We start from the raw sequence: 22,715 nt of genomic DNA, 5'->3' as shown, positions 1-22,715 counted from the left end.
ATACACTTACTAAGGTTGCTCTTAGTATAAAAGCCCAGATAGCGTAAGCCTTTAATCTACCGCTCCTCTATTGCCTATCAATAGAGCTGTTAGGCTAAGCATATAAGCCGCAAAGTAATCATAATTGTATAAAAGTTGTTAATGATTGTAACTGCCTAGAGCTTGTTCTCAATGACCTTGCTACTATGGATAAATGGCCTTTTTATATATGTACGATGAACACAATGCGGTTTTATTTTATAATAATATTATTAATCTCTCTTTCGTTTAATGCTCAGGTATTAGCGCAAAGTGACGAGCCTGTAGATGCACATATATCTACAGAGCAACTGCATTTAAGTATGAGTATAGGGGCGGGAGTAATAACTAATCCATTATATGGTGCAGATAATATTCCGTTGGTGATCATTCCTCAAATAGCCTTTTATGGGCAACAGTGGTTTTTTGATAATGGCCGAGTTGGCTACTCGATTAAACAAACGCAACAGCATAACTTAAGCCTAGTAACAGAATTAAACCCTGAGTCGCGTTTTTTTATTGATTGGCACCCGCAAAATATATTTGCGCTAAAAAGTGCTAGTTCAAATAATCAATTTACCCAGTTAGAAACAGATACCTCGCCTCAACAAATAAATATTAATAATATTAGTAAGCGCAAGCTCGTTTTAGATGCAGGTATTAGTTACTCCTTTGTAGCTGAACAGCAGATGTTATCCGTGCAAGCATTGCACGATGTAAACTCAGCTTATAATGGTTGGCGAGCTGCAATACAATGGCAGTATCATGGGCAAGTAGGTAATTTGCAATTAAAGCCCACTGTGGGAGTTAATTATAAGTCTGCGCAATTAAACGACTATTATTACGGTTTAAACAGTGATGAAACACTGTTAGGTAAAATAGTAGTTGGTAGTAGTTGGCAACCTTATGCTAAAATCGATGCCCGCTGGCCCCTTAGCAAGGCCAACGCTCTTCGTTTTCATTTAGCATATTATGACTATTCGGCTATGGATAGTAGCCCGCTGTTTGAACGTCATTATTCAACGACTGCCTTTATAGGATTTGAACATACTTTTTAATATGAAGTATTTAATCTTTTTTGTGTTTATTTCTTCACTACTTAGTGGCGTTAGCGTGGCGCAAACAATTCTTGATGTATCTCCCAAAGTTTGTGTTGTCTCTGAACAGCATGATTTTTGCGATCTCAATTTGCAGTTTAAATGGCAGCAGTTAGCGGTTAAAGATGTGTGTTTGTATCAACAAAATACGCAAATACGATGCTGGCAACAGCAAGGTTCTGGTCAGTTTAGCTATAAAGCGCGTGTTCAGGTGGAGACCATATACTCCCTGATCAATCCTCACACCGGTGACTCACTTGCGAGCGTACTCGTTGAAGTACAAAGTGCCCATACTAAAAAACAGTATCGGCTGCGTTCACCGTGGAGCTTTTTTTAATTTAGGAGTAGTAAATGCCAAAAATATTACTTGTTGAAGATGATCTTGGTTTACAGCAATTAACCAAAGATTACCTCGAACATAATGGCTTAGAAGTCGACGTACTAGATCGTGGTGATGAAGTGTTTACTTACCTTGAAAGTAATCCCGTCGACCTGATTATTTTAGATGTAATGCTGCCAGGTAAAGATGGCTTTAGTGTTTGCAGACAAGTACGTGATAAATACACCACTCCTATTTTAATGTTAACGGCCAAAGGTGAAGACTTTGATCAGGTAATAGGGCTAGAGCTTGGCGCTGATGACTATGTTATTAAACCGGCTGAGCCACGTGTATTATTAGCAAGAATTAGCGCATTATTACGCCGTGGGCAACCTAACTTAAAAGCCACCGAAGAGCTGCAGTTTGGCGACTTATTTATTGATAAAACCAGCCGTATTGTTAAGTTATCGGGTGCAGAAATAGTCCTAACCTCACATGAATTTGAATTACTTTGGCTACTAGCATCAAATGCCGGAGAAGTATTGAGCCGCGAACATGTGCACCAACATATGATAGGGCGACAATACGATGGCCTAGATCGCACCGTAGATGTACGCGTTTCAAGAATTCGCAAAAAACTGGGCGATAACAGCGACAAACCTTATCGGATTAAAACTGTTTGGGGGCAAGGCTATTTATTTGTTTCTGACGCGTGGGATATGTAATTAATGCTTAGTGTTAAGCTGCGTTAATGGGCAAGCTGTTTATAAGCCTGTATGTGTATATTATTGTCTCGTTATTTATTGTCAGCGGGGTAATTGAACAGCTTTGGCCATATGAAGAATCGCAGCAGCAGGTGCTACTCGACGATGAGTTTGGCCAGTCTTTGTGGCTATTATCACAAACCCCTAATGGGCTTACAAAGCTAAAAAACCATTTTTCTAGTCAAGTAATTGCTCAGCGCGATTTAATATTACCCGCCGAGCAACAAGCTCAGCTATTAAAAAATCACTACCTTTATTTATATGATAAACAACAGCGCATAGTTTGGTATGTTCAACTTAACGCCACACAACTATTACAGGTTGGCCCTATAGGGGGGGCAGCCAAGCCCGTTGCCTCTGTTTTACCCTACTTATTGCTGTTATTAATTGTAGGCATTCCTGTTGGTTTGTGGAGTTTTTTACTGTGGCGAGACTTTGCTAAGCTGCGTAATGCATGCGAGGCCGTAGGTGGCTCACAGGACTTTCAATTAACAGATAGCTCTAAATCATTTTTTTTACCTATAACGGGCACCTTGCAAGTGATGCAGCAGCGAATTGAGTTTTTATTAACCGCGCAGCAAGAGCTTACCTCATCGGTATCGCATGAATTTAGAACGCCACTGGCGCGGTTAAAATTTGCCATTGCAATGCTTCAAGACCGAATGCTCGATGATAAAGCCGAAAAATACTTAGCTAATATGCAAGTCGATATAAATGAACTTGAGGCACTGGTTTCTGAAATGCTTGAGTATGCACGTTTAGATTCACAGCAACCGAGTTTACAGCTGATCAATTGTAATTTAGTGGCAGTGGTTAAAACGGTGGTTGAAAAACTCAGTTTTGATACGCGAATAAAGTTAAGCACTACATTACCCAGTGAACTGATTTACCGCTGCGACAGTCACTTTATGGCGAGAATAATGCAAAACTTGGTAGGTAATGCTTTAAAGCATGCCAATAATAGTGTGCAAATAACCTTATTAGCGCAAGCTAATAATATAGTTTTTATTGTTGAAGATGATGGCAATGGTATTGCTGAAGTTGAGCGTGAAAACGTATTTAAGCCATTTACTCGATTGGATAAAAGTAGAGATAAAAAAACCGGTGGGTTTGGCTTAGGGTTGGCTATTGTCAGTAAAATTATTTCTTGGCATCAAGGTCAGTGTACAATTGAAGATTCAAGCTTAGGCGGAGCTAAATTTATTGTCAGCTTACCGATTAATAAATAGCAGCTTTTAATACATAAATAAAAAGTACATAAATAAAAAGTACACAGATAAAAAACACTCAATAAAAAAGCGCCCTTGTTAACAAGGGCGCTTTTTTGGGTTTTAATCAAAATCAACAAGTAGCAAAGTAATAGACAGCCCCTTTATAAAAAAGTTCTTAATTTAATTATTTTTCTTTTCTAGTAATGGCATTAACATTTGCTCTAGCCCATTGAGCTTTACCTCATACATCATGGCTAGTTGGCTGCCTAGCTTTGAGTCGGGAAACCCTTGTTGTTTAAACCATACTAAATAGGGCTCGGGTAAAAGCAGTAAAGGGCGGCCTGCGTACTTTCCAAAGGGCATAATAGTATTAACGGCAATTTTTAGCTGTGTAGGATCCATTGGCTTTAAAGGTTTTATAAAACATAGCTAAGTGTAAGGTATATTAAAGAGATAAAATAGGCTGTGACGGGCAAGTAACAGCCTATTTAACGAGGGAGCAGGCCCTCTGGATTAATATATTTTATTAGTAAGCCCTTCGTTAGCTGGAGTCTAACTAGGGGCAGGTGCTTGCGCTAATATTTACCAATAGTCTTTAGTTTACCTGCTTTTTTCTATGTTAGAGAATTAGCTTGTAAAAGAATGTAAATTCAAATTAGTGCTGCTTTACGAAAATAATTTTTGTTTAACGTGCTCAGCAAAACCACTACCGGCTTCTAAGTAAAAGTTATAGGTAGAATTTACACCCATTTCTTCTAACTCTTTTTGCTGATCAGGGTAGTTAGCAATAGCGGTAACTTGCCCTTTATAACCCGATGCTTTTAATTGCTCTAACGCAAAAATATTTTGCATATGCTGTGGCATTGTTAGCATGACCATTTCAACACGAGAGTGATTTACGCGCTGCCAAAAGTCAGGGTCGGTCGCATCTGCTATTAATACATTTCTTCCGCGTTTTATGTGCTTATCAACTACTTCAGGCTTTATGTCTATACCTGCAACTAGCTGTGGGTGCGTAGCATTTATTGTTTCATAAGCACCTGTGCCAATTCTGCCCATGCCAAATATAACAATTTTAGTGTCGTTAAGGTTAACAGGCAGTTCTTCGGATAAACGAGTTTTACTTTCAAACTTTAGTAGCCAAGGCTCTATTTTTGCGTAAATTTCGTTAGAGCGCTTATTTAAAGGGGATGCAATAATAAAGGTAATTGATACGGCAATTGCAATAACGGCTAACCACTCAGAGGTGATCATGCCTGTAGAGGCGGCTACAGCGCAAACTATTAAACCAAACTCGCTATAATTAGCTAAACTAAAAGTGGTTAGCAATGAGGTGCGAGCACGTAAGTTAAACATGTTTGTTAGCACATAATATAAAAACGTTTTGATTGGTAATACTAACACCAATAATAATGCGGCAAGTAATGAGCTGGTGGTAAGCTCTGCGTTTAAACCTATTGTTAAGAAAAAGCCAACCAATAAAATATCTTTTAAATTAAGTAATGACTTAGAAAGTTCACTGGCCTTTTTATGAGGCGCAATCATCATACCTATTATTAATGCCCCTAAATCACCTTTTAAACCAACTAGCTCAAATGCATGATAACCAGCCACAAGTGCAAAGAAAAACCCAAATAATGGCAGGAGTTCGCCGTGTTTAGAGCGGTTTAGTATCCACCCCATAACTGGGCGTACTAGCGGCAGTGAAATAATAAGTACCAAAGCCCAAATATTAGGGATTTTACCTGTGCTAATAGCTAAAAATACCACGGCAAAAATATCTTGCATAACTAAAATACCAATGGCTACTTTTCCGTGTAAGCTGCCCATTTCACCGCGTTCTTCTAACACTTTAACAGCAAAAACGGTACTAGAAAAACTCAATGCAAAGCCAACTAATAAAGCGCTTTGCCAGCTCAAATCAACAAATAATGGCAGTGCAAATAGGCTAAGTAATAGCATAAAGCCACTAAATAACGCACTACTCAAAATAATATGTAAAGTAGCAGAAGCCCACACTTGTGGTTTCATTAAGCTATTTACTTTTAGCTTTAAACCAATACTAAATAATAAAAGCGTAACGCCTAAGGTAGCAATGGTGTTGAGTAATTCGGTGCTTTTATAGCCCGCTAAATTAAGCGCGAATCCCGCAAGTAAAAAACCGATAAGAGGAGGGAGCTTTAGCTGATAAACAGCAAAGCCAAACACAAACGCGGCGGCAAAGTAAATTAGTTCCATAATTATAAATATCACTTCATTGGGAGGTTTAGTGTAACGAAAAATCAATACCATTGAAAATAAATATACAAATACTCACCATTTTATTCATACAATAAGTCCTTCATAAAAGATTAGGCTTAAGCGCCGTTTAATCAAATACTTGCTCTGTTGCGTATGAAAAATGGACATTTAACACTTATTTAATCGTAAACAGCATGTAAATAGTAGTTTTTCACTGACAAGAGCATTTAAATGTGGTTAAGATGCGCTAACGACGAAGTTTAAGTTAGAGCACATTATAGAGCCGCTCAGCTTAAGGAGAAAAATATGTTTAAAAAGATTTTAGCATCGGTTGGTATTGGTGCCGCCAAAGTAGACACTATTTTAGAAACAGAGCACCTTCAGCCTGGGCAATTATTTAATGCGCAAATCGTTATTACAGCTGGTGATGTAAGCCAAGAAATTGCAGGGTTAGATTTACTATTAATGACGCGAGTTAAAGCATCAAATGAAGATGGTGACTATTTTACCAACCACGTTATAGAGCAGTGGCGCATTACAGATATAGGCACGGTAGAGCCAGGGGAAGTTAAAACGATTCCTTTTCAAGCACGGTTGCATTCAGAAACACCTATTACTGAAATTAATGCAGGGTATAACCAATCTTATGTTTGGCTTGAAACTGGGCTGGACATTGATTTAGCGCTTGATCCAAGTGATAAAGACCATTTACATGTGTACCCCAATGAAGCTGTTAAAACGTGTATGCAGGCCATGGAAAAGCTAGGTTTTAGCCTAACTAAAGCTGATGTTGAAAAAGGCCATTTGCGCGCATCAACGTTTCAATCAGTGTCTGGTTGTTATCAAGAGCTAGAATACAAGCCTAACAGCCGCAGTTTATTTGGAGTGAAAGAAATTGAATTATCATTCATTCCAGAAGCACATAAAACCCATGTGTTAATTGAGTTAGATAGAGCATTTAAAGGCGATGGTTATGTAGATTTAACCATAGAGCACGACCATGTAAATCTCTCGCAATTATGCGATCAGTTAGAGCGACTATTTACCTAAGGTAGATAATTACTTAAAACAAACCCAGCTTATGCTGGGTTTTTGTTTTAAGCCATTTTATTATATAGCATAGCGGTTAATTAAGCCCCTAGCTGCATTACTGCTATTATGCCTAGCCCTAATAACGTATAGGCTTTTATGTCTATTAGAGCCAACGACAGGAGTTACAATGGCGTTTAAATGTGAAACTTTTACTGCGCTCAATACGCAAACCTTATTCTCCATAATGCGTGGGCGCGTAGAGGTATTTGTAGTTGAGCAAATGTGCCCTTATCCAGAGCTTGACGATAATGATATAGCACCAAGTACCTTGCATATTTACACTGTGAAAAATAATACGCTACAAGCTTATGCTCGATGCTACGAAAAAAACGCAAAATACAGTGCGATCGGTCGCGTGTTAGTCACTAAAGAGGAGCGAGGCAGAGGATTGGCTCAGCAATTGGTTACAGAGGCCATTAATTGCTGTAAAAGCCAATGGCCAGAACGTGATATTTATATTGGTGCACAAACGTACTTACTGGAGTTTTATCGCTCATTCGGATTTGAAAGTATTAATGCTGAATATTTAGAAGATGGCATTGCTCATCAAGATATGGTTTTACAACTAGTACCTTGATTAAAAAAGCCCACAATGTGGGCTTTTTTGTTGTTAAGAGCAGAAACTAACTTTAGCTTAATAATGAATGTAAAAATACCAGGCCTATCGCCAGTGGGCATACAAACTTAGTGTACCAAGGCCATACTTTCCAAAATAAGGTATTGTGTACTTCAGGGTTACCTTCTTGAATGGCCTTTAGTAATGAGCCTCTTGACCAAATCCAGCCTACGTATATACAACACATAAGACCTAATAATGGCTGTGCCACTTTAGTGGTTAAGGTGATCACTAAGCCAAACAGTAACTCTAAGTTACACACTATCGTGATGCTCACTAGAGTGATTAATGCACCAATTACCCAAGTGGCCTGTAAGCGAGACATTGCAAAGCGTTCTACCGTATAAGATACCGGCGCTTCGAGCATTGAAATAGAGGAGGTGAGTGCTGCAATGCTCATTAGCGCAAAAAACGCAAAGCCAACAAATAACCCCATACCACCCATACCATCAAAAAGTGCAGGTAATACTTGAAATACTAATGTGTCTTCAGAGAGGAGCTTTCCGGTAGTCGGTGAGAAAATCTCAATCCCTTGTGCTTGTGCTACATACATAGCAGGAATGATTAATAACCCTGCGACAAAAGCAATAAATACATCAATAAGCGTGACATAAGCACCTAACGAAACTAAGTTCTCTTTTTTACTAATGTACGAGCCATAAATAATCATCACACTGGTACCTAGTGATAATGAAAAGAATGCTTGCCCTAGTGCACTAACTAACAAGTTAGCATCAAAAATAGATGAAAAATCAGGTACTAAATACGCCTTTAAGCCTTCAATAGCGCCATCTTGGGTCATTACATAAATAATTAACGCAAATAAAATGCTGAGCAAAGCAGGCATTAAACGTTTTGACCATTTTTCGATTCCGTTTTCAACGCCACGACTAATAATAGCAACGGTTAGTACAATAAAGATCATAGTGAAAATGATGTTTCTGCTAAGTGACTGTTCACCTAGCCAAGCAGATGCAGAGTTTGCGCCCACTAACGTTGTAATAGGTTCTACTGTTGCACTTAGCATCCAACCAGCAACAATGGCATAAAAGCTTAAAATAAAGCCAGCACATAAAATACCGCCAAAACCAACCGCAAAAGAAAAATGTTTTTGCCAAGGTTTATTAGATATTTTTCTAAGTGAAGAAACCGCATTTGCTTGGCCATGACGACCAATCATTAGCTCCGCCATTAAAGCAGGATAAGCCAAAAAGAATGCCAGTACTAAATACGCAATTAAAAATGCGGCACCACCATTACTTGCGGTTTGTGTAGGGAAACCCCAAATGTTACCTAAACCTACAGCAGATCCTGCGGCGGCCATTATAAAACCAAAGCGAGAGCTAAACTCGCCTCTTACTGCACTCATATTATTGTACTTCTCTATTTTGTGACGGCGCAGACAATCTACTGGAAATGTAAAAAAATAAAAAGTGCTAATTTGCTGATCTAGCACAATTACTTTATTAAACTCTGTGTTATGAACATAGATTTTAATAAAGTAACTTAAAACTAAAAATTAACAGCTTGATATTGTTTAATAATTGTTAATTTACAGTGTGTAGCCTTTACTTTACACTAGGGTGTTGTTGAGCTATTTTCAGGGTAAAACAAGCTCCACCTAACTGCTTACTTTTGCCTGCATAAACACGGCCGTGATGCCAGTCAGCTACTTTTTCAACAATTGCTAATCCGAGGCCATAACTTTTATCAGCTCGATTGCGGTGATTGTTTTCGCGAAAAAAAGGGCTAAATACTTTGCTAAAGTTTTCAGCTGCTATGCCTGGGCCATCGTCCTCTACGGTAATAATAATATGTTGCTCATTGACAGTAGCACTTACATAAATATGTTGCAGGGCAAAGTCGCAGGCATTATTAATTAAATTAGTAACGGCTCTGGCAAGCCAATGTAAGTCGGCATAAATAACATCGTTACTACTATTAAGTTGCACACTGAGTTTGTGGGAGTCTAATTTAGGCGATAGCTGCGCTAAAATATCTTCAAAGTAGCTGCGCATATGGGTTGCAGAGTAGGTTAAGCGGTTGGCATTTTGTTCTAGCGTGGCAAAGGCTAGGTAGCTTTTTAGCATAGACTCCATATGGTCTAAGTCATTTTCCATGCGGGTTAAATATTGCTTCACTTTTGGCATGTCATTGCTATCTATTGCAGCATCTAAACCAAATCGCAGGCAAGCTATGGGGGTGCGAATGTCATGGGATAAACTCGAAGCCATTAGCTTATTTTCAGCAACCAGCTTTTCTATTTGACTCGCCATACGGTTAAAGGTGAGCTCTACATCTTTTATATACGTGAAATGAGAGACTTTGATACGAGCTTTAACATCACCCGATGCAAATTTTTTAGCTGCTTCATTTAACACGCTCAAGCGTTTGGCTAAGGGATAAATAATAAAACCCATAAATACACACAGCCCAGCGTAAAATAATAAGGTTAGAATAATATCGTCGCGTTGCTCTGCTTCAAATGAGTTATCGAGGCGCATAGATAAATGATAAGGGCTTAATGCTTGGTTGCTATAAAGCATATGAAAACCCTGTTCGCCCTCTAAAATTAACCCACCATGGGTTTGCATTTGCATAAGTAAGGCAGGGCTAAGCGCTAAAGTGTCGTTTAGCTTATAGGTAAGCGGCAGGCTAAAGTCGTTGGCTAACTTTGTAACATAATTACTGCGCTGTGCAGGGGGGAGAGTAGCAAGCTGTTTGCTAAACCCTGCAATCATTTTACTTTGCATGCTAAATTCGTCTAAAGGGGCGTGTGTATTTTGACTAAAAGCGTCAATAAGCCAGCCTAAAACAATAATCGAAAGCAGTGCGCTGCTAAGCAGTGCAATATAAAACTTTTTCATTTGTAGCTACCAAGCAGTGGCAACGAGTAAATAACCTCGTCCCCAAATTGTTTTAATTTTTTCAGGGTTTTGCGGATCGTCATTAAACTTTTTACGTAGCGCAGAAATTAGCACATCAACACTTCTATCAAGGCCGTCGTACTCGCGTCCTTTGGTTGCTTTAAACACCGCATCGCGTGATACAACTTGCCCTGCGTTACTGGCTAAGTAATGCAGCAATAAATACTCAGCGCTAGATATATTTATATCGATATCGTTAAGCTTAACGCTTCGCGACTCACTATTAATGCTCAAAGCCCCTACATTAATAATACTATGCTGTTTATGAGATTGGCTGCTTTGGGTGGTGAGCCTAAGGGCTGACTTTATTCTTGCTAGTAATGCACGAGGGCGTACCGGTTTCATTATGTAGTCACTGGCACCTACCTCTAAGCCAATCACTTCATCCATTTCGTCATCACGAGCTGTTAGCATAATAATAGGAGCTTGATAAAAGCTACGTAGCTCGCGACAAACGCTTATGCCGTCTAACCCAGGAAGCATAATATCAAGTAGTATTAACTGCGGTTTCAAGGTTTTAACTTGGCCAACAACTTCATCACCGCGATGACAAACATGTACACAATAGCCTTGTTCTGTTAAATATTCAGCCACCCATTGTGCCAAAGAAATATCATCTTCAACGAGTAAAATAGTACCGTAATTATCCATAAGACTTCCTTATTAAAACAATCGCCAACGGCGTTTTTTCTGCCTGTTTTGATAAACCCACTGTAACTTTACTTCAGTGGTGGCTATGACTTTTGCAGTATTACTATCAAATAATTCAAATGATAAGCTCTGCTCAGAGTCAAATGCATAATTAAAAACGCCGTGTTGCTGCTTAAGCCAACATTGCATAATATATTTTGAGGTAGCGTCTCGTAAGCAGTAGTTACCTATTGTGGGCTGCTGCCATGATAAAACCACTTCAGTATAACAGTGGCGGCCTTCACGTAGTGCCACGCAGGTATTAGGTATTGCACTAAGTGCGGTTACCTCTTGGGGCACCTCGGCGAGTAAACTGCCAGGGTAAGCTAATAGTAAATAACACCAGCGTCTAAAATACATAACGCACGCCTAGCTTGGCTTTGTGTTGGTACCCTTGAGAAATAATAGGGCTGTCGTCAATTTCTTTAGAAAATAAAGTCGTTAACCAGCCGGCTAAAAACACCCAGTCTTGGTTAAGCGGGTACTCAGCATGAAACTCAAGCATAATGCTGCTGCTGGCATTGGTTTTATAGGCAGGACGCAGCAAGGTAACTTCACTTTGCTCAATACCAAAATAATAGTTAGTAAAGTCAGCAGAGTAGGCACTAAAGCCTATGCCTGAGCGAAACTCCCAGTTACGCCAAGGTTGTATTTTGCTAAAAAAAGAATTAAATACCCAGCCATTGTGGGCGTTAGAAATGTCATGCAAAAATTCAATAGAAACCTGTGAGCCATCAAATCTGTGGGTAAATCTAAGGCCTGTATTAAAGTCATACTTACGCTTTTTAATGCCGCGTAATTCCTCAACCACACCATTGTTATAAAACCCCAAGCCTTTTTGACCAAACCCAGCTTGGGCGTTAGCACCGATTATATCGAGCTCCCAATTATATTTGTTAATTAGACTGTAGCCTATAACAAGGCCGCCGCTGAGTTGGTTATGGTCATAATCGAGATAAAAGTTATCAAAAGAAACCGCAAGGCTGAGATCTAATTCAATACCATCGTCATAAGAGTCCATGCCGATAAGGTAAGAGTCTTCAATATAATAACCAGTACCGGCGCTCCAGTCCCATGCAAAGCCTTGAATAGGCTCTAAGGTGTTATCAGCATAATAGCGGTTACTGGCAGTACTATGGGCACTAAATACACAGGCAAATAATAAGCAGGTGTAACATAAAAAATAGCTAAGTATTGAGTGCTTCATCCTTGGAACCTAAATAAGTAATGGTTATAAAGCGTAGTATATTGTTAAACGTTCCTTTAAACCTGTAAAAAATGTAGTGTTTAACTTACGCTTATATCACTTTAATTTTGTCGATTAATATACTGCTTAAATAAAACTGCATCATTGGTGCTAAAGCACTTATTTCTGTGCGAGTACACGGGCCTTGCACTTTAGTCAGTGTGCTAAGCTTGCTCATTGTATTATATTTAGGAATAGTTACCTTTGTATTTGCTTCGGCGCGTGCTAAACGTGCTTGTTCGGTATTTTGCTGGTGGACAAAGGCGACTACTTCAAGTTCATTAGTGATTTTTTGCTCTTCGGTAAAGCTATAGATCAGTGATTCACGATGAAAGCTAGTGCTATCTAAAGATGATTTTGCAAACCAAACAACATCACCAGAGGCTTTATGCGTTAAGCGCATGCTAACTTGCGCTAAAATAGTTGCACACTGCTGGGTTGGAAATTGCTGTGCAACTTTAGAGTATAGAGCATAAGGTTGTTTGGGCTGATTTAACGTGTATTTACTATCATCGGTAAACGACAGATCAACTTGATGAATAGCAAGTGTGTAATCACTATCGTTTTTAGTAGTTACTTTTAGTTGTTTGTCATTGAGCGCTTGGCTTATTTGCGCCAGTAAAGTGTCGGTTACACTTACTCTGTCGGTAACAATTTTAACCGTTTGGTTTTTCATTACTTTATGAGCTGGTAATTGCACTGACTTTACTTTAGGCGAGGTGTGTTGTGCCTCATACTCCAGTTGGTATGTCTGACTTTTTAACATTGGCTTTAAGGGCATTGCCAATGGCTCAGCAGGCTGATTTGTTGTTGTGGTTATAGCGCAACCCGATGAAAATAATATAAAAAGTGGTACAACTAAAAAACGCATAAATACTTCACACTCAGTAAAAGGCCAATAATCAACATATTGTACGTTAGTCTTGACAAAAGTTCATGATATTATATGCATAGAAGCAATTAAAAAAAGAAAAAACAGCCACCGATGAAGTACCTTAATTACTCGATTTATTACCTGCTCGCCTTTTGTATTTTAATAACCCACTCAGAGGTTGCTGCAAATGTAGATCCAGATTGGCCTGCATTTGTAAAAAAATATGGGCGTTACGCACAAAAAAAGCTTAAACGAAAAGGTATACCTGGCGCGGCTTTATCGATTGTTAATATGCAGTCGAGTGATTATATCCATACCATGGGCTTTACCAAAGTGGGTAGCTCTCAAAGGGTTAATCAACATACACGTTTTAGATTAGCATCGGTGTCTAAAACCTTTGCAGGATCGTTAGCTGCTAAGCTTGCAAGTGAAGGGGAAATAGATTTATACCAGCCTATTAGCGACTATATTCCTGAATTTGCTAACACCGACTACAAAGATAATTTAAAGGTTTATCATATTTTAAGTCACTCTAGTGGCCTAGTTCCCAACGCCTACGATAACCTAATTGAATCACGAATGAGTTATCCAGATATTATTGAAAAGCTACTTACGGTAGCGCCCATATGCGATCCTGGGCAGTGTTATGGCTATCAAAATGTGATGTTTAGTTTAATTGACGATGTAATTTTAAGGAGTACTCATAAAAGTTACTCTCAGTGGCTAAATGACGCTATTTTTACGCCCTTAAAAATGCATGACACTAGTTTAGGCTACGACGCTATGGTGCAAGATAAAAACTACGCATTTCCACATGTAAGAGGGAAAAAACGTTGGTATAGCGCTAAGCTGAAAAAAAATTATTATAAAGTAGCCCCCGCTGCAGGCATAAATGCCAGTGCCGCCGATATGGCAATATGGTTAAAGGCGCAATTAGGTCAGTACCCAAATGTATTATCGCTCGATGCATTAGCGGTACAAACACGTCCCTATACGCATACCAAAAAAGAGCAATACCGACGAGTATGGAAAGGTCATCTTAGTGAGGCTTTTTATGGGCTAGGTTGGCGAGTATATAACTACGATGATGAAACCCTTTATTACCATAGTGGTTGGGTGCAAGGCTATCGCACCGATTTAGTGGTTTTTCCTCATTTAAATGTGGGTTTTAGCTTAATAATAAATGCCGAAACTGGGGTGATAAATGAACTTACAACAGAGTTTATAAATAGAGTGCTTAAATATAAGCGAGGCTAAAAATCATGATTAAAGATAAAAGGCTTTTAATCTTGGCGCTACTGGTTATGGTGTTTAATAGCCAATTTGTATTTGCCGCCCCAGATAAGATTTATTTATTTCGCCACAGTGAAAAACAAGCCGGTAAAAACCCGTCGCTTACAGTGCTTGGCGCACAACGTGCACAGTATTTGGTACAGTTAATAAAACAACATAAAAACGTGCAGCTATTTAGCAGCAATTATAAGCGTACATTACAAACAGCAGCGCCAATGGCTACTTACTTTAACACTGCAGTAAAAATGTATGATGCAGGTGATTTAGCTTCATTTAAAAGTAACTTACTAAAATTACAGGGTGTTGTAATTGTTGTAGGGCACAGTAATACCACACCTGAGCTTACGGCATTGCTTTCAAATGGTGGGATTAATGCTATGTCTGAAGATGAGTTTTCGCGCTATTACATACTAGACAAAATACGCGATAAAACCCCAAAAGATGCACCACAATATAGGGTCAGTGAACTCACTATGGATTTTAATAATTAATTTAAAAGTGACAGATAATAAAAAACCAGCATATGCTGGTTTTTTTATATTACCGGGTAAATCCTACAAGTAGTGTTTAGCCACGCGGTAATTTAATTTTTTTCTCTTCACTTTGGCGGTAAAGCACAATAGTGTGACCAATTGATTGTAATTTAGTTGCACCAGTTTCACGCACAATTGCTTCAAAAATGAGCGCTTTAGTTTCGCGATCATCAGTTGGAACCTTCACTTTAATTAATTCGTGAATTTCTAATGCGCTTTGAATTTCTACTACTACGCCTTCGGTTAAACCGTTAGAACCTAGTAAAACTACAGGCTTAAGGCTATGTGCCTGACCTTTTAAAAACTGCTTTTGTTTGTTTGATAATGTCATGTTTATACAAATTTTGCTGAATATGGCTTGAATTAAGGGTATTCTACCGCCATCTAAAGAATATTACTAATTAGTTGCGTGTTAATTTATGACAAATAAAAAACAGTCAGCCAGTTCACAGCGATGGCTGAAAGAACATTTTGATGATAAATATGTTCAAGAGGCGCAAAAAAAAGGTTGGCGTTCTCGAGCTGTTTTTAAATTAGATGAGGTCCAAAGTAGAGACAAGTTACTCCGCCCAGCAATGACTGTTGTTGATTTGGGGGCTGCACCGGGTAGTTGGTCACAATACTTGGCAGAAAAAGTAGGAGATAAAGGACAAGTTATAGCGTGCGATATCCTTCCTATGGATTCATTAGCGGGTGTTGACTTTTTACAAGGCGACTTTCGTGAAGAAGCAGTGTTAAGTGCATTGTTAAAACGTATTGATGGCAAAAATGTTGATGTGGTACTCTCTGACATGGCACCAAATATGAGTGGTAACAATTCAGTTGATCAAGCTGGTAGCATGTATTTGGTCGAGCTTGCACTGGATATGTGTAATCAAGTATTAAAGAAAAATGGTGCATTTATTGTTAAAGTATTCCAAGGTGAAGGCTTTGATCAGTTCTTGCAAGATGTACGTAATAGTTTTAAAACAGTGAAGATACGTAAACCAGATGCCTCGCGCGCCCGTTCACGGGAAGTATATATAGTAGCGACTGGATATAAACTGTAGTACAGTTGTTGGGCGTTTAGTTGAATTTAAATTAATTGGATACAAGAGGTTAACCCCTTGAGCGATATGGCAAAAAATCTAATACTCTGGCTGGTTATTGCAGTTGTGCTGATGTCAGTATTTCAGAGCTTTAATGGCGGCGATCAAGTAGATCGTCAAACAAGTTATAGTCAATTTGTTAAAGATGCCCGCAGTGGCTCTATACAAGAAGTGGCAATTGAAAGTACCAGTGGCACAATTACAGGTACTAAAACCAGTGGCGAACGTTTTCAAACGATTATGCCTATTTACGACAAAGACATTTTAAATGATTTGTTAAAAAGTAACGTCAATGTGAAAGGGGTTAAACCTGAAGAGCAGTCATTTTTAGCAAGTATATTTATTTCTTGGTTCCCAATGATACTGCTTATTGGTGTGTGGATATTTTTCATGCGTCAAATGCAAGGCGGTGGCGGTAAAGGGGCAATGTCGTTTGGTAAGAGTAAAGCGCGCTTAATGAGCGAAGATCAAATAAAAACCACTTTTGCCGATGTTGCTGGTTGTGATGAAGCTAAAGAAGATGTATCAGAATTGGTAGATTTTTTACGCGACCCATCAAAATTTCAAAAATTAGGTGGCAGCATTCCTAAAGGCGTGTTGATGGTTGGTCCTCCTGGTACAGGTAAAACGTTACTTGCTAAAGCCGTTGCTGGTGAAGCAAAAGTGCCGTTCTTTACTATTTCTGGTTCGGACTTTGTTGAAATGTTTGTTGGTGTGGGCGCATCTCGCGTACGAGATATGTTCGAGCAAGCTAAAAAAGCATCACCCTGTATTATCTTTATTGATGAAATAGATGCTGTAGGTCGTAAACGTGGCGCTGGTATGGGCGGCGGTAACGACGAACGTGAGCAAACGCTAAACCAAATGCTAGTAGAAATGGATGGTTTTGGTGGTAACGAAGGTATTATCGTTATTGCTGCGACTAACCGCCCAGACGTATTAGATCCAGCCTTACTTCGTCCTGGTCGTTTTGACCGTCAAGTTGAAGTTGGATTACCTGATATTCGTGGCCGTGAACAAATTCTTAAAGTACACATGCGTAAAGTGCCATTAGGCGACAACGTTGAAGCGGCTGTAATTGCACGTGGTACACCGGGTTTTTCAGGTGCTGATTTAGCAAACCTAGTAAACGAAGCTGCACTGTATGCTGCACGCGGTAATAAACGTGTTGTAAGTATGGCTGAGTTTGACGCTGCTAAAGATAAAATCATGATGGGCGCTGAGCGCAAAACCATGGTGATGAGCGAGCAAGAAAAAGCCATGACAGCGTACCACGAAGCTGGCCATGCTATTGTTGGTCGTATGGTGCCAGAGCATGATCCTGTTTATAAAGTATCTATAATTCCACGTGGCCGTGCGCTAGGTGTAACTATGTACTTGCCTGAACAAGACCGTGTAAGCCATTCTAAAGAATTGCTAGAGTCGATGATCTCAAGCCTGTATGGCGGACGTATCGCAGAAGCACTTATTTATGGTGCAGATAAAGTAACCACAGGTGCTAGTAACGATATTGAACGTGCGAGTGATATTGCCCGTAAAATGGTAACGCACTGGGGTTTAAGTGAAAAACTTGGACCACTACTTTACGCAGAAGATCAAAACGATATGTACATGGGCGGTGGCCGCTCTATGAGTATATCGGACGAAACAGCTAAAATTATCGATAGCGAAGTACGTTTATTATCAGATCGTAACTATCAACGAGCAGAAGCGATATTAAAAGAAAATATCGATATTCTACACGCAATGAAAGATGCGCTGATGAAGTACGAAACGATTGATGCTAAGCAAATTGATGATTTAATGGCGCGCCAAGAAGTTCGCGAACCACGCGATGCCCATGACCGCCATGAAAAAAAGCCAGTTAAAGAAGATGTTTCAGCAGAAAAATTAGTTGATGAAGATCAAAAACCAACTGATGAAGCTAAAAAAGATGAAACAAACCTTGATGACAAAGCTGAATAATCGTTAAAATAGCTAAACTAAAAGCCCCGAACCTCGGGGCTTTTTTGTATCAAACGTATAAAATAAACTTCAGCTAATTCAAACAAAAAAGGTCATCATGAATAATTTACTAAACTTACCTCGCAAACGTACACTAAGTTTGGCAAATCCAGTAATTATGGGAATACTTAATGTTACTCCCGATTCTTTTTCAGATGGCGGGAAGTTTATAGACCCTGATATTGCGCTGCAGCGTGCGCTGCAATTGTTAGACGACGGCGCGCAAATTATAGATATTGGCGGAGAGTCGACTCGCCCAGGTGCTCCTGATGTGAGCCTTGAGGATGAATTAGCACGTGTAATACCAGCGATTAAAGCAATTCGTGAAAACAGTGATTGCGTTATATCTATTGATACCAGTAAAGCACAAGTAATGCACCAAGCTATTTTAGCTGGGGCCGATATTGTTAATGACGTACGTGCATTACAAGAAAGCGACGCACTGAACGTAGCGGCGCAGTTTCCTGATGTTGCGGTGTGTTTAATGCATATGCAAGGCCAACCTCGCAGCATGCAGGCAGCGCCGCACTATGATGATTTATTTACAGATATAAAACAGTTTTTTAGTCAGCGTATTGCTGCGTGTAAAACAGCGGGGATTAAGCAAACACAACTTATTCTTGATCCTGGCTTTGGTTTTGGTAAAACACTCAACCACAATTACCAACTACTGGCGCAGTTTAATGACTTTAATCAGTTTGGTTTACCGTTATTAGCGGGATTATCGCGTAAGTCGATGATTGGCAACTTATTAAATAGAAATACAAATGAGCGATTGGCCGGCAGTTTAGCGGGCGCATTAATCGCAGCACAAAATGGTGCGCATATTATTCGTGTACACGACGTAAAAGAAACCGCAGATGTACTTAACGTACTACAAGCCTGCAAACAAGGAGTACTTTAAATGAAAGAAAGAAAATATTTTGGCACCGATGGTGTACGCGGGCTCGTGGGTGAGCATCCTATAAATCCTGAGTTTGCAATGAAACTAGGTTGGGCTGCGGGCCGTGTCCTATCAGAAAACGGCACTAAAAAAGTGATGATAGGTAAAGATACCCGCATTTCAGGCTATATGTTAGAAACCGCATTACAAGCAGGGTTAATTGCAGCAGGAATCGATGTTGTATTACTGGGCCCTATGCCAACCCCTGCGATTGCTTATTTAGCACAAACATTTAGAGCCGAAGCCGGCATAGTAATTAGTGCATCGCACAACCCGTATTACGATAACGGCATAAAGTTTTTTAACTGTCGCGGTTTAAAGCTTGATGACAAAGTAGAGCTTGAAATTGAAGCCATGCTTGATGAACCAATGACTTGTGTTGAGTCAGATAAACTAGGTAAAGCGAGTCGCTTAACTAGCGCTGATGGTCGTTATATCGAATTTTGTAAAAGCCAATTTCCACAAAGCTTGTCGCTTGAAGGATTAAAAATTGTACTCGATTGTGCCAATGGCGCAACTTACCATATTGCCCCATCAGTAATGCGCGAACTAGGTGCAAATATAATCACGCATGCGTGTGAGCCTAATGGTGTAAATATTAACCATGAATGCGGCGCTACTCACGTAGATACCCTAAAACGTAAAGTGCTTGAACATAATGCAGACGTGGGCATTGCCTATGATGGCGATGGCGACCGTGTAATGATGGTTGATCATAATGGTCGTGTGTTTGATGGTGATGACTTAGTGTATATTATTGCCTGCCAAGCAGCGCAAGATGATAATTTAGGTGGTGGTGTTGTTGGCACTGTTATGTCAAACATGGGCCTTGAGAATGCATTGAAAGCCAAAGGTATTGAATTTGCACGCAGTAAAGTAGGCGACCGTTATGTAATGGAATTGCTACAACAAAAAGGCTGGACTATTGGCGGCGAAAGTTCGGGCCATGTATTAAACCTTGATTTAATTAGCACCGGCGATGGCATTATTTCAAGCTTGCAAGTACTAGCTGCTATGGTTGCGCAAAATAAAACATTACAAGACTTAGGTACTGGTTTTACTAAGTACCCAATGAAAATGATTAACGTACGTTACACCCCAGGTACAGATCCGACAAAAGCGCCTGCAGTATTAGCTGCAGTAGCAGAGGTTGAGCAAACTTTAGGTGAAAAGGGGCGTGTGTTACTACGTAAATCAGGCACTGAACCTGTTGTACGTGTTATGGTTGAGGCCGAACAAGAGAAGTTAGTAATCGACAGCGCAGAAAAAATAGCCGCGGTTGTTGAATCTATGAGCAAACAAACTGATTGATAACAATAACCTCTTGTAACTTTGGGCGAGTCGAGTTAATATCTCGACCGCTTTCTCATGTGGAGTGGAAAAATGGCAGCACGCAAGGCGATGGTCGCAGGCAATTGGAAAATGAATGGCTCTTTAGAGCTGGTTAAACAAATGTCTGATGCTATTAACAATGTTAAATCAAACGAGATAGACATTGTTTTATTTCCTCCGTTTCCGTTAGTGTCAGCAATGATAGCCAGCGGTGTTTCAACGGGAACTCAAACTGTGTCAGAAAATACCCCCGGTGCATTTACCGGTGAAGTTGATGCACAACTTATTAAAGAGTTGGGCGCCCAATATGTATTAGTAGGTCACTCAGAGCGTCGTAATATATACAAAGAAAGCAATGATGTCGTAGCTGCAAAATTTGCTCGCGCACAACAAGTTGGTTTAACGCCAATTTTATGTGTTGGAGAGAGCGAAAGTGAGCAAGAAAACGGTAAAACAGAACAAATAGTTGCTGCACAAATTGATGCAGTAATTGAAAAATTAGGTGTAGCAGCACTCAAAGATTCTGTGATAGCATATGAACCCGTTTGGGCCATAGGCACAGGTAAGACTGCATCGCCAGAACAGGCACAAAGCGTTCATAAATTTATCCGTGACAAAATCGCTTCATTAAGCAGCGATTTAGCACAAGGGCTAACCATCTTATATGGTGGTAGCGTTAACGAAAAAAATAGCGAATTATTATTTGCACAAACAGATATAGACGGCGGCCTAATCGGTGGCGCAAGTTTAAAAGCAGATTCATTTACTGCTATCTGCAACAGTGCAAAAGGGACCGTATAAATGTACGAAATTTTACTAGTAGTTTATTTAGTTGTAGCTTTAGCGCTTGTTGGAATGGTTTTAATCCAGCAAGGTAAAGGTGCCGATATGGGTTCTTCATTTGGCGCGGGTGCTTCGTCAACTGTTTTCGGATCATCAGGTGCAGGTAACTTTATGACTAAAACAACGACAGTTTTAGCTTCTGTGTTTTTTATATTAAGCATAGTACTGGGCAACCTTACTGCAAGTCATATTAAAAAGACTGATGAATGGGAAAACCTTGAAGCAGCACCAGCTTTAGAAACAGTTATTCCTGTTGAAGAAGATGTGCCAGTTACATCTTCGAAAGAGCAACGCTCTGACGTACCAAATTAATTTAGCGTAAAAGCTAAAACGTTAAACGATTTATACTCCTCAAATAAATCATAAAGTTTAACACCTAAGCGCAAGCTTAAAAAATGCGGATGTGGTGGAATTGGTAGACACGCCACCTTGAGGGGGTGGTGCTTTAGGGCATGGGGGTTCAAGTCCCCCCATCCGCACCAAATTTAAAACCCAGTAACTAACGTTGCTGGGTTTTTTGCTTTTAGCTAACGTTAACCTTTATTACCACAAAATCTCCTCACAAAATCACTTATTTAATCTAACAACAGATGCTTTTAGAACACACATTATTACTTGTGTAATCAGTTATGTAGCATTTTCATATAACAATAAAATCCTTGGTCCATTTAAACTATGCCGCAATGCTAAATTGATGCTAAGTTAAATAAAAAATAGGAGATAATTTGTGTCAAAAGTAGCGTTTATTTCAGGTGCAAGTCGAGGTATTGGTCGTGCAACAGCCATCGCATTTGCAAAAGCAGGCTATCGAGTAGCAATAACAGCTCGTGAATTAGATAGCGAGGTAGCACAGCAAAGTACGCAAGGGAGTTTAAAACAAACAGCCCAAATGATGGAGCAATTAGGTTGTGAGGTCATTGCGCTAAAAATGGATTTACTTGATTTTAACTCCGTTGCTAATGCTCTAAAGCAGGTGTTTGAACACTTTGGTAAAATTGACGTGGTTGTCAATAATGCTATTTATCAGGGGGCTGGCCTTAATGCTTCTTTACTAGATATAACGCAGCAAACGCTTGAAAAAGTTGCTAGAGGTTACATAGGCGCGCCAGTGCAAATAGCACAAGCTGTTTTACCAAGTATGTTAGCGCAACAAAGCGGTTGTATAATAAATATAACCTCGGGAGCGGGTGAAAAAGATCCGCCTATTCCTGCATCTAAAGGGGGCTGGGGTTATGCATACGGTGCAGGTAAGGCTGCAGTGTCGCGACTGTCGGGTATTATTTGCCGTGAACATGGTCATCAAGGTATTCGCGCTTTTACAGTAAACCCGGGAGTTGTTAACACTGAAACGCTAAGAGCGACTATTGGCGATCAGGGTATTAAAGGCTTGCAGCAGGCTGTAGCCGAACCGGATGAAATAGGTAATGTATTGTTATGGATTGCAGATAACTCTGCAGCAGATGAGCTGCAGTACAGTACCATCTCCGCACAAAAGTTAGCGCGCGAGGAGGATGTAACTAATTTTGTGTAACTGCCTATCATTATTTACTCTAAAAAGAGTTTAAGGATTAGGCGATGAACATG

General features: G+C 39.7%; 24 protein-coding genes and 1 tRNA gene. 16 read left to right on the top strand and 9 right to left on the bottom strand.

Annotation, left to right across the window (positions count from 1 at the left end):
* Positions 1 to 224: 224 nt before the first annotated feature.
* From AAEY55_RS04485 to AAEY55_RS04470, 4 genes are read left to right on the top strand one after another with little or no spacing between them, the layout of a single operon-like run.
* Entirely contained in the window at positions 225 to 1,076 is an 852-nt protein-coding gene (locus AAEY55_RS04485; protein ID WP_089368939.1) for a MipA/OmpV family protein, read from the top strand.
* Position 1,077: 1 nt separating this feature from the next.
* Complete coding sequence (locus AAEY55_RS04480; RefSeq protein ID WP_011327545.1) at positions 1,078 to 1,452, top strand: DUF3019 domain-containing protein; 375 nt, start codon at positions 1,078 to 1,080, stop codon at positions 1,450 to 1,452.
* Positions 1,453 to 1,466: 14 nt separating this feature from the next.
* Entirely contained in the window at positions 1,467 to 2,159 is a 693-nt protein-coding gene (locus tag AAEY55_RS04475; RefSeq protein ID WP_011327546.1) for a response regulator, read from the top strand.
* Positions 2,160 to 2,185: 26 nt separating this feature from the next.
* Positions 2,186 to 3,427: an ATP-binding protein gene (locus tag AAEY55_RS04470; RefSeq protein WP_089367896.1), complete on the top strand. Its 1,242-nt coding sequence runs from the start codon at positions 2,186 to 2,188 to the stop codon at positions 3,425 to 3,427.
* Between the two features lie 162 nt (positions 3,428 to 3,589).
* On the opposite strand, the gene AAEY55_RS04465 is transcribed toward AAEY55_RS04470, so the two are convergent.
* Together AAEY55_RS04465 and AAEY55_RS04460 are read right to left on the bottom strand one after the other, a co-directional pair.
* Positions 3,590 to 3,811, bottom strand: coding sequence for a DUF3820 family protein (locus AAEY55_RS04465; RefSeq protein ID WP_041454363.1), 222 nt, complete (start codon positions 3,809 to 3,811; stop codon positions 3,590 to 3,592).
* Between the two features lie 264 nt (positions 3,812 to 4,075).
* Entirely contained in the window at positions 4,076 to 5,647 is a 1,572-nt protein-coding gene (locus AAEY55_RS04460) for a cation:proton antiporter family protein (protein WP_041454668.1), read from the bottom strand.
* Positions 5,648 to 5,956: 309 nt separating this feature from the next.
* On the opposite strand from AAEY55_RS04460, the gene AAEY55_RS04455 reads away from it, so the two are divergent.
* A complete protein-coding gene (locus AAEY55_RS04455) occupies positions 5,957 to 6,700 on the top strand; it encodes a sporulation protein (protein WP_011327550.1) in 744 nt (247 codons plus the stop codon).
* 169 nt (positions 6,701 to 6,869) lie between these two features.
* Positions 6,870 to 7,319: a GNAT family N-acetyltransferase gene (locus tag AAEY55_RS04450; RefSeq protein WP_086993505.1), complete on the top strand. Its 450-nt coding sequence runs from the start codon at positions 6,870 to 6,872 to the stop codon at positions 7,317 to 7,319.
* A 52-nt stretch (positions 7,320 to 7,371) separates the two neighbouring features.
* Here the strand turns inward: AAEY55_RS04450 and AAEY55_RS04445 are convergent, their stop codons facing one another.
* From AAEY55_RS04445 to AAEY55_RS04420, 6 genes are all read right to left on the bottom strand, one after another.
* Complete coding sequence (locus tag AAEY55_RS04445; RefSeq protein ID WP_011327552.1) at positions 7,372 to 8,727, bottom strand: sodium-dependent transporter; 1,356 nt, start codon at positions 8,725 to 8,727, stop codon at positions 7,372 to 7,374.
* 199 nt (positions 8,728 to 8,926) lie between these two features.
* Positions 8,927 to 10,225: an ATP-binding protein gene (locus tag AAEY55_RS04440; protein WP_350550245.1), complete on the bottom strand. Its 1,299-nt coding sequence runs from the start codon at positions 10,223 to 10,225 to the stop codon at positions 8,927 to 8,929.
* Positions 10,226 to 10,231: 6 nt separating this feature from the next.
* Positions 10,232 to 10,936, bottom strand: a complete 705-nt coding sequence (locus AAEY55_RS04435) for a response regulator transcription factor (RefSeq protein WP_011327554.1) — start codon at positions 10,934 to 10,936, stop codon at positions 10,232 to 10,234.
* Between the two features lie 12 nt (positions 10,937 to 10,948).
* On the bottom strand, positions 10,949 to 11,335 hold the full coding sequence (locus AAEY55_RS04430; RefSeq protein ID WP_041454364.1) for a DUF3019 domain-containing protein: 387 nt from the start codon (positions 11,333 to 11,335) through the stop codon (positions 10,949 to 10,951).
* Positions 11,325 to 12,182: a MipA/OmpV family protein gene (locus tag AAEY55_RS04425; protein ID WP_086993499.1), complete on the bottom strand. Its 858-nt coding sequence runs from the start codon at positions 12,180 to 12,182 to the stop codon at positions 11,325 to 11,327. The genes AAEY55_RS04430 and AAEY55_RS04425 overlap by 11 nt, the downstream gene beginning before the upstream one ends.
* Positions 12,183 to 12,273: 91 nt before the next feature.
* On the bottom strand, positions 12,274 to 13,092 hold the full coding sequence (locus AAEY55_RS04420; RefSeq protein WP_011327557.1) for a hypothetical protein: 819 nt from the start codon (positions 13,090 to 13,092) through the stop codon (positions 12,274 to 12,276).
* Positions 13,093 to 13,206: 114 nt separating this feature from the next.
* On the opposite strand from AAEY55_RS04420, the gene AAEY55_RS04415 reads away from it, so the two are divergent.
* Together AAEY55_RS04415 and AAEY55_RS04410 are read left to right on the top strand one after the other, a co-directional pair.
* Complete coding sequence (locus AAEY55_RS04415) at positions 13,207 to 14,352, top strand: serine hydrolase domain-containing protein (protein WP_350550241.1); 1,146 nt, start codon at positions 13,207 to 13,209, stop codon at positions 14,350 to 14,352.
* Positions 14,353 to 14,357: 5 nt separating this feature from the next.
* On the top strand, positions 14,358 to 14,879 hold the full coding sequence (locus tag AAEY55_RS04410) for a histidine phosphatase family protein (protein WP_350550238.1): 522 nt from the start codon (positions 14,358 to 14,360) through the stop codon (positions 14,877 to 14,879).
* Positions 14,880 to 14,955: 76 nt separating this feature from the next.
* Here the strand turns inward: AAEY55_RS04410 and yhbY are convergent, their stop codons facing one another.
* Entirely contained in the window at positions 14,956 to 15,252 is a 297-nt protein-coding gene (gene yhbY / locus AAEY55_RS04405; protein ID WP_011327561.1) for a ribosome assembly RNA-binding protein YhbY, read from the bottom strand.
* A gap of 88 nt (positions 15,253 to 15,340) precedes the next feature.
* Between yhbY and rlmE the strand changes: the two genes are divergently transcribed.
* From rlmE to AAEY55_RS04365, 8 genes are all read left to right on the top strand, one after another.
* The gene (gene rlmE, locus AAEY55_RS04400; RefSeq protein ID WP_011327562.1) at positions 15,341 to 15,970 is read left to right on the top strand and encodes a 23S rRNA (uridine(2552)-2'-O)-methyltransferase RlmE; all 630 of its coding nucleotides are present in this window, start codon (positions 15,341 to 15,343) and stop codon (positions 15,968 to 15,970) included.
* 66 nt (positions 15,971 to 16,036) lie between these two features.
* Positions 16,037 to 17,974: an ATP-dependent zinc metalloprotease FtsH gene (ftsH, locus tag AAEY55_RS04395; protein WP_058374518.1), complete on the top strand. Its 1,938-nt coding sequence runs from the start codon at positions 16,037 to 16,039 to the stop codon at positions 17,972 to 17,974.
* Positions 17,975 to 18,071: 97 nt separating this feature from the next.
* Positions 18,072 to 18,917 (top strand): dihydropteroate synthase, encoded by an 846-nt coding sequence (gene folP, locus AAEY55_RS04390; protein WP_350550234.1) that lies wholly within the window; start codon positions 18,072 to 18,074, stop codon positions 18,915 to 18,917.
* Complete coding sequence (glmM, locus tag AAEY55_RS04385; RefSeq protein WP_011327565.1) at positions 18,918 to 20,267, top strand: phosphoglucosamine mutase; 1,350 nt, start codon at positions 18,918 to 18,920, stop codon at positions 20,265 to 20,267. It begins immediately after the preceding gene.
* 72 nt (positions 20,268 to 20,339) lie between these two features.
* A complete protein-coding gene (tpiA, locus tag AAEY55_RS04380) occupies positions 20,340 to 21,089 on the top strand; it encodes a triose-phosphate isomerase (RefSeq protein WP_350550231.1) in 750 nt (249 codons plus the stop codon).
* Positions 21,090 to 21,443, top strand: a complete 354-nt coding sequence (secG, locus tag AAEY55_RS04375) for a preprotein translocase subunit SecG (RefSeq protein ID WP_011327567.1) — start codon at positions 21,090 to 21,092, stop codon at positions 21,441 to 21,443. It abuts the gene before it with no gap.
* Positions 21,444 to 21,528: 85 nt separating this feature from the next.
* Positions 21,529 to 21,613: transfer RNA gene (locus AAEY55_RS04370), tRNA-Leu, on the top strand.
* A gap of 245 nt (positions 21,614 to 21,858) precedes the next feature.
* Entirely contained in the window at positions 21,859 to 22,662 is an 804-nt protein-coding gene (locus tag AAEY55_RS04365) for an SDR family oxidoreductase (protein ID WP_350550228.1), read from the top strand.
* Positions 22,663 to 22,715: the final 53 nt, after the last annotated feature.

Origin of the sequence: Pseudoalteromonas sp. 120-MNA-CIBAN-0494 (assembly GCF_040308885.1) — a bacterium.
Taxonomy (GTDB): domain Bacteria; phylum Pseudomonadota; class Gammaproteobacteria; order Enterobacterales; family Alteromonadaceae; genus Pseudoalteromonas; species Pseudoalteromonas nigrifaciens.
Note: the sequence above shows the minus strand (reverse complement) of the source record. Positions and strands in the feature narration are given on the sequence as shown.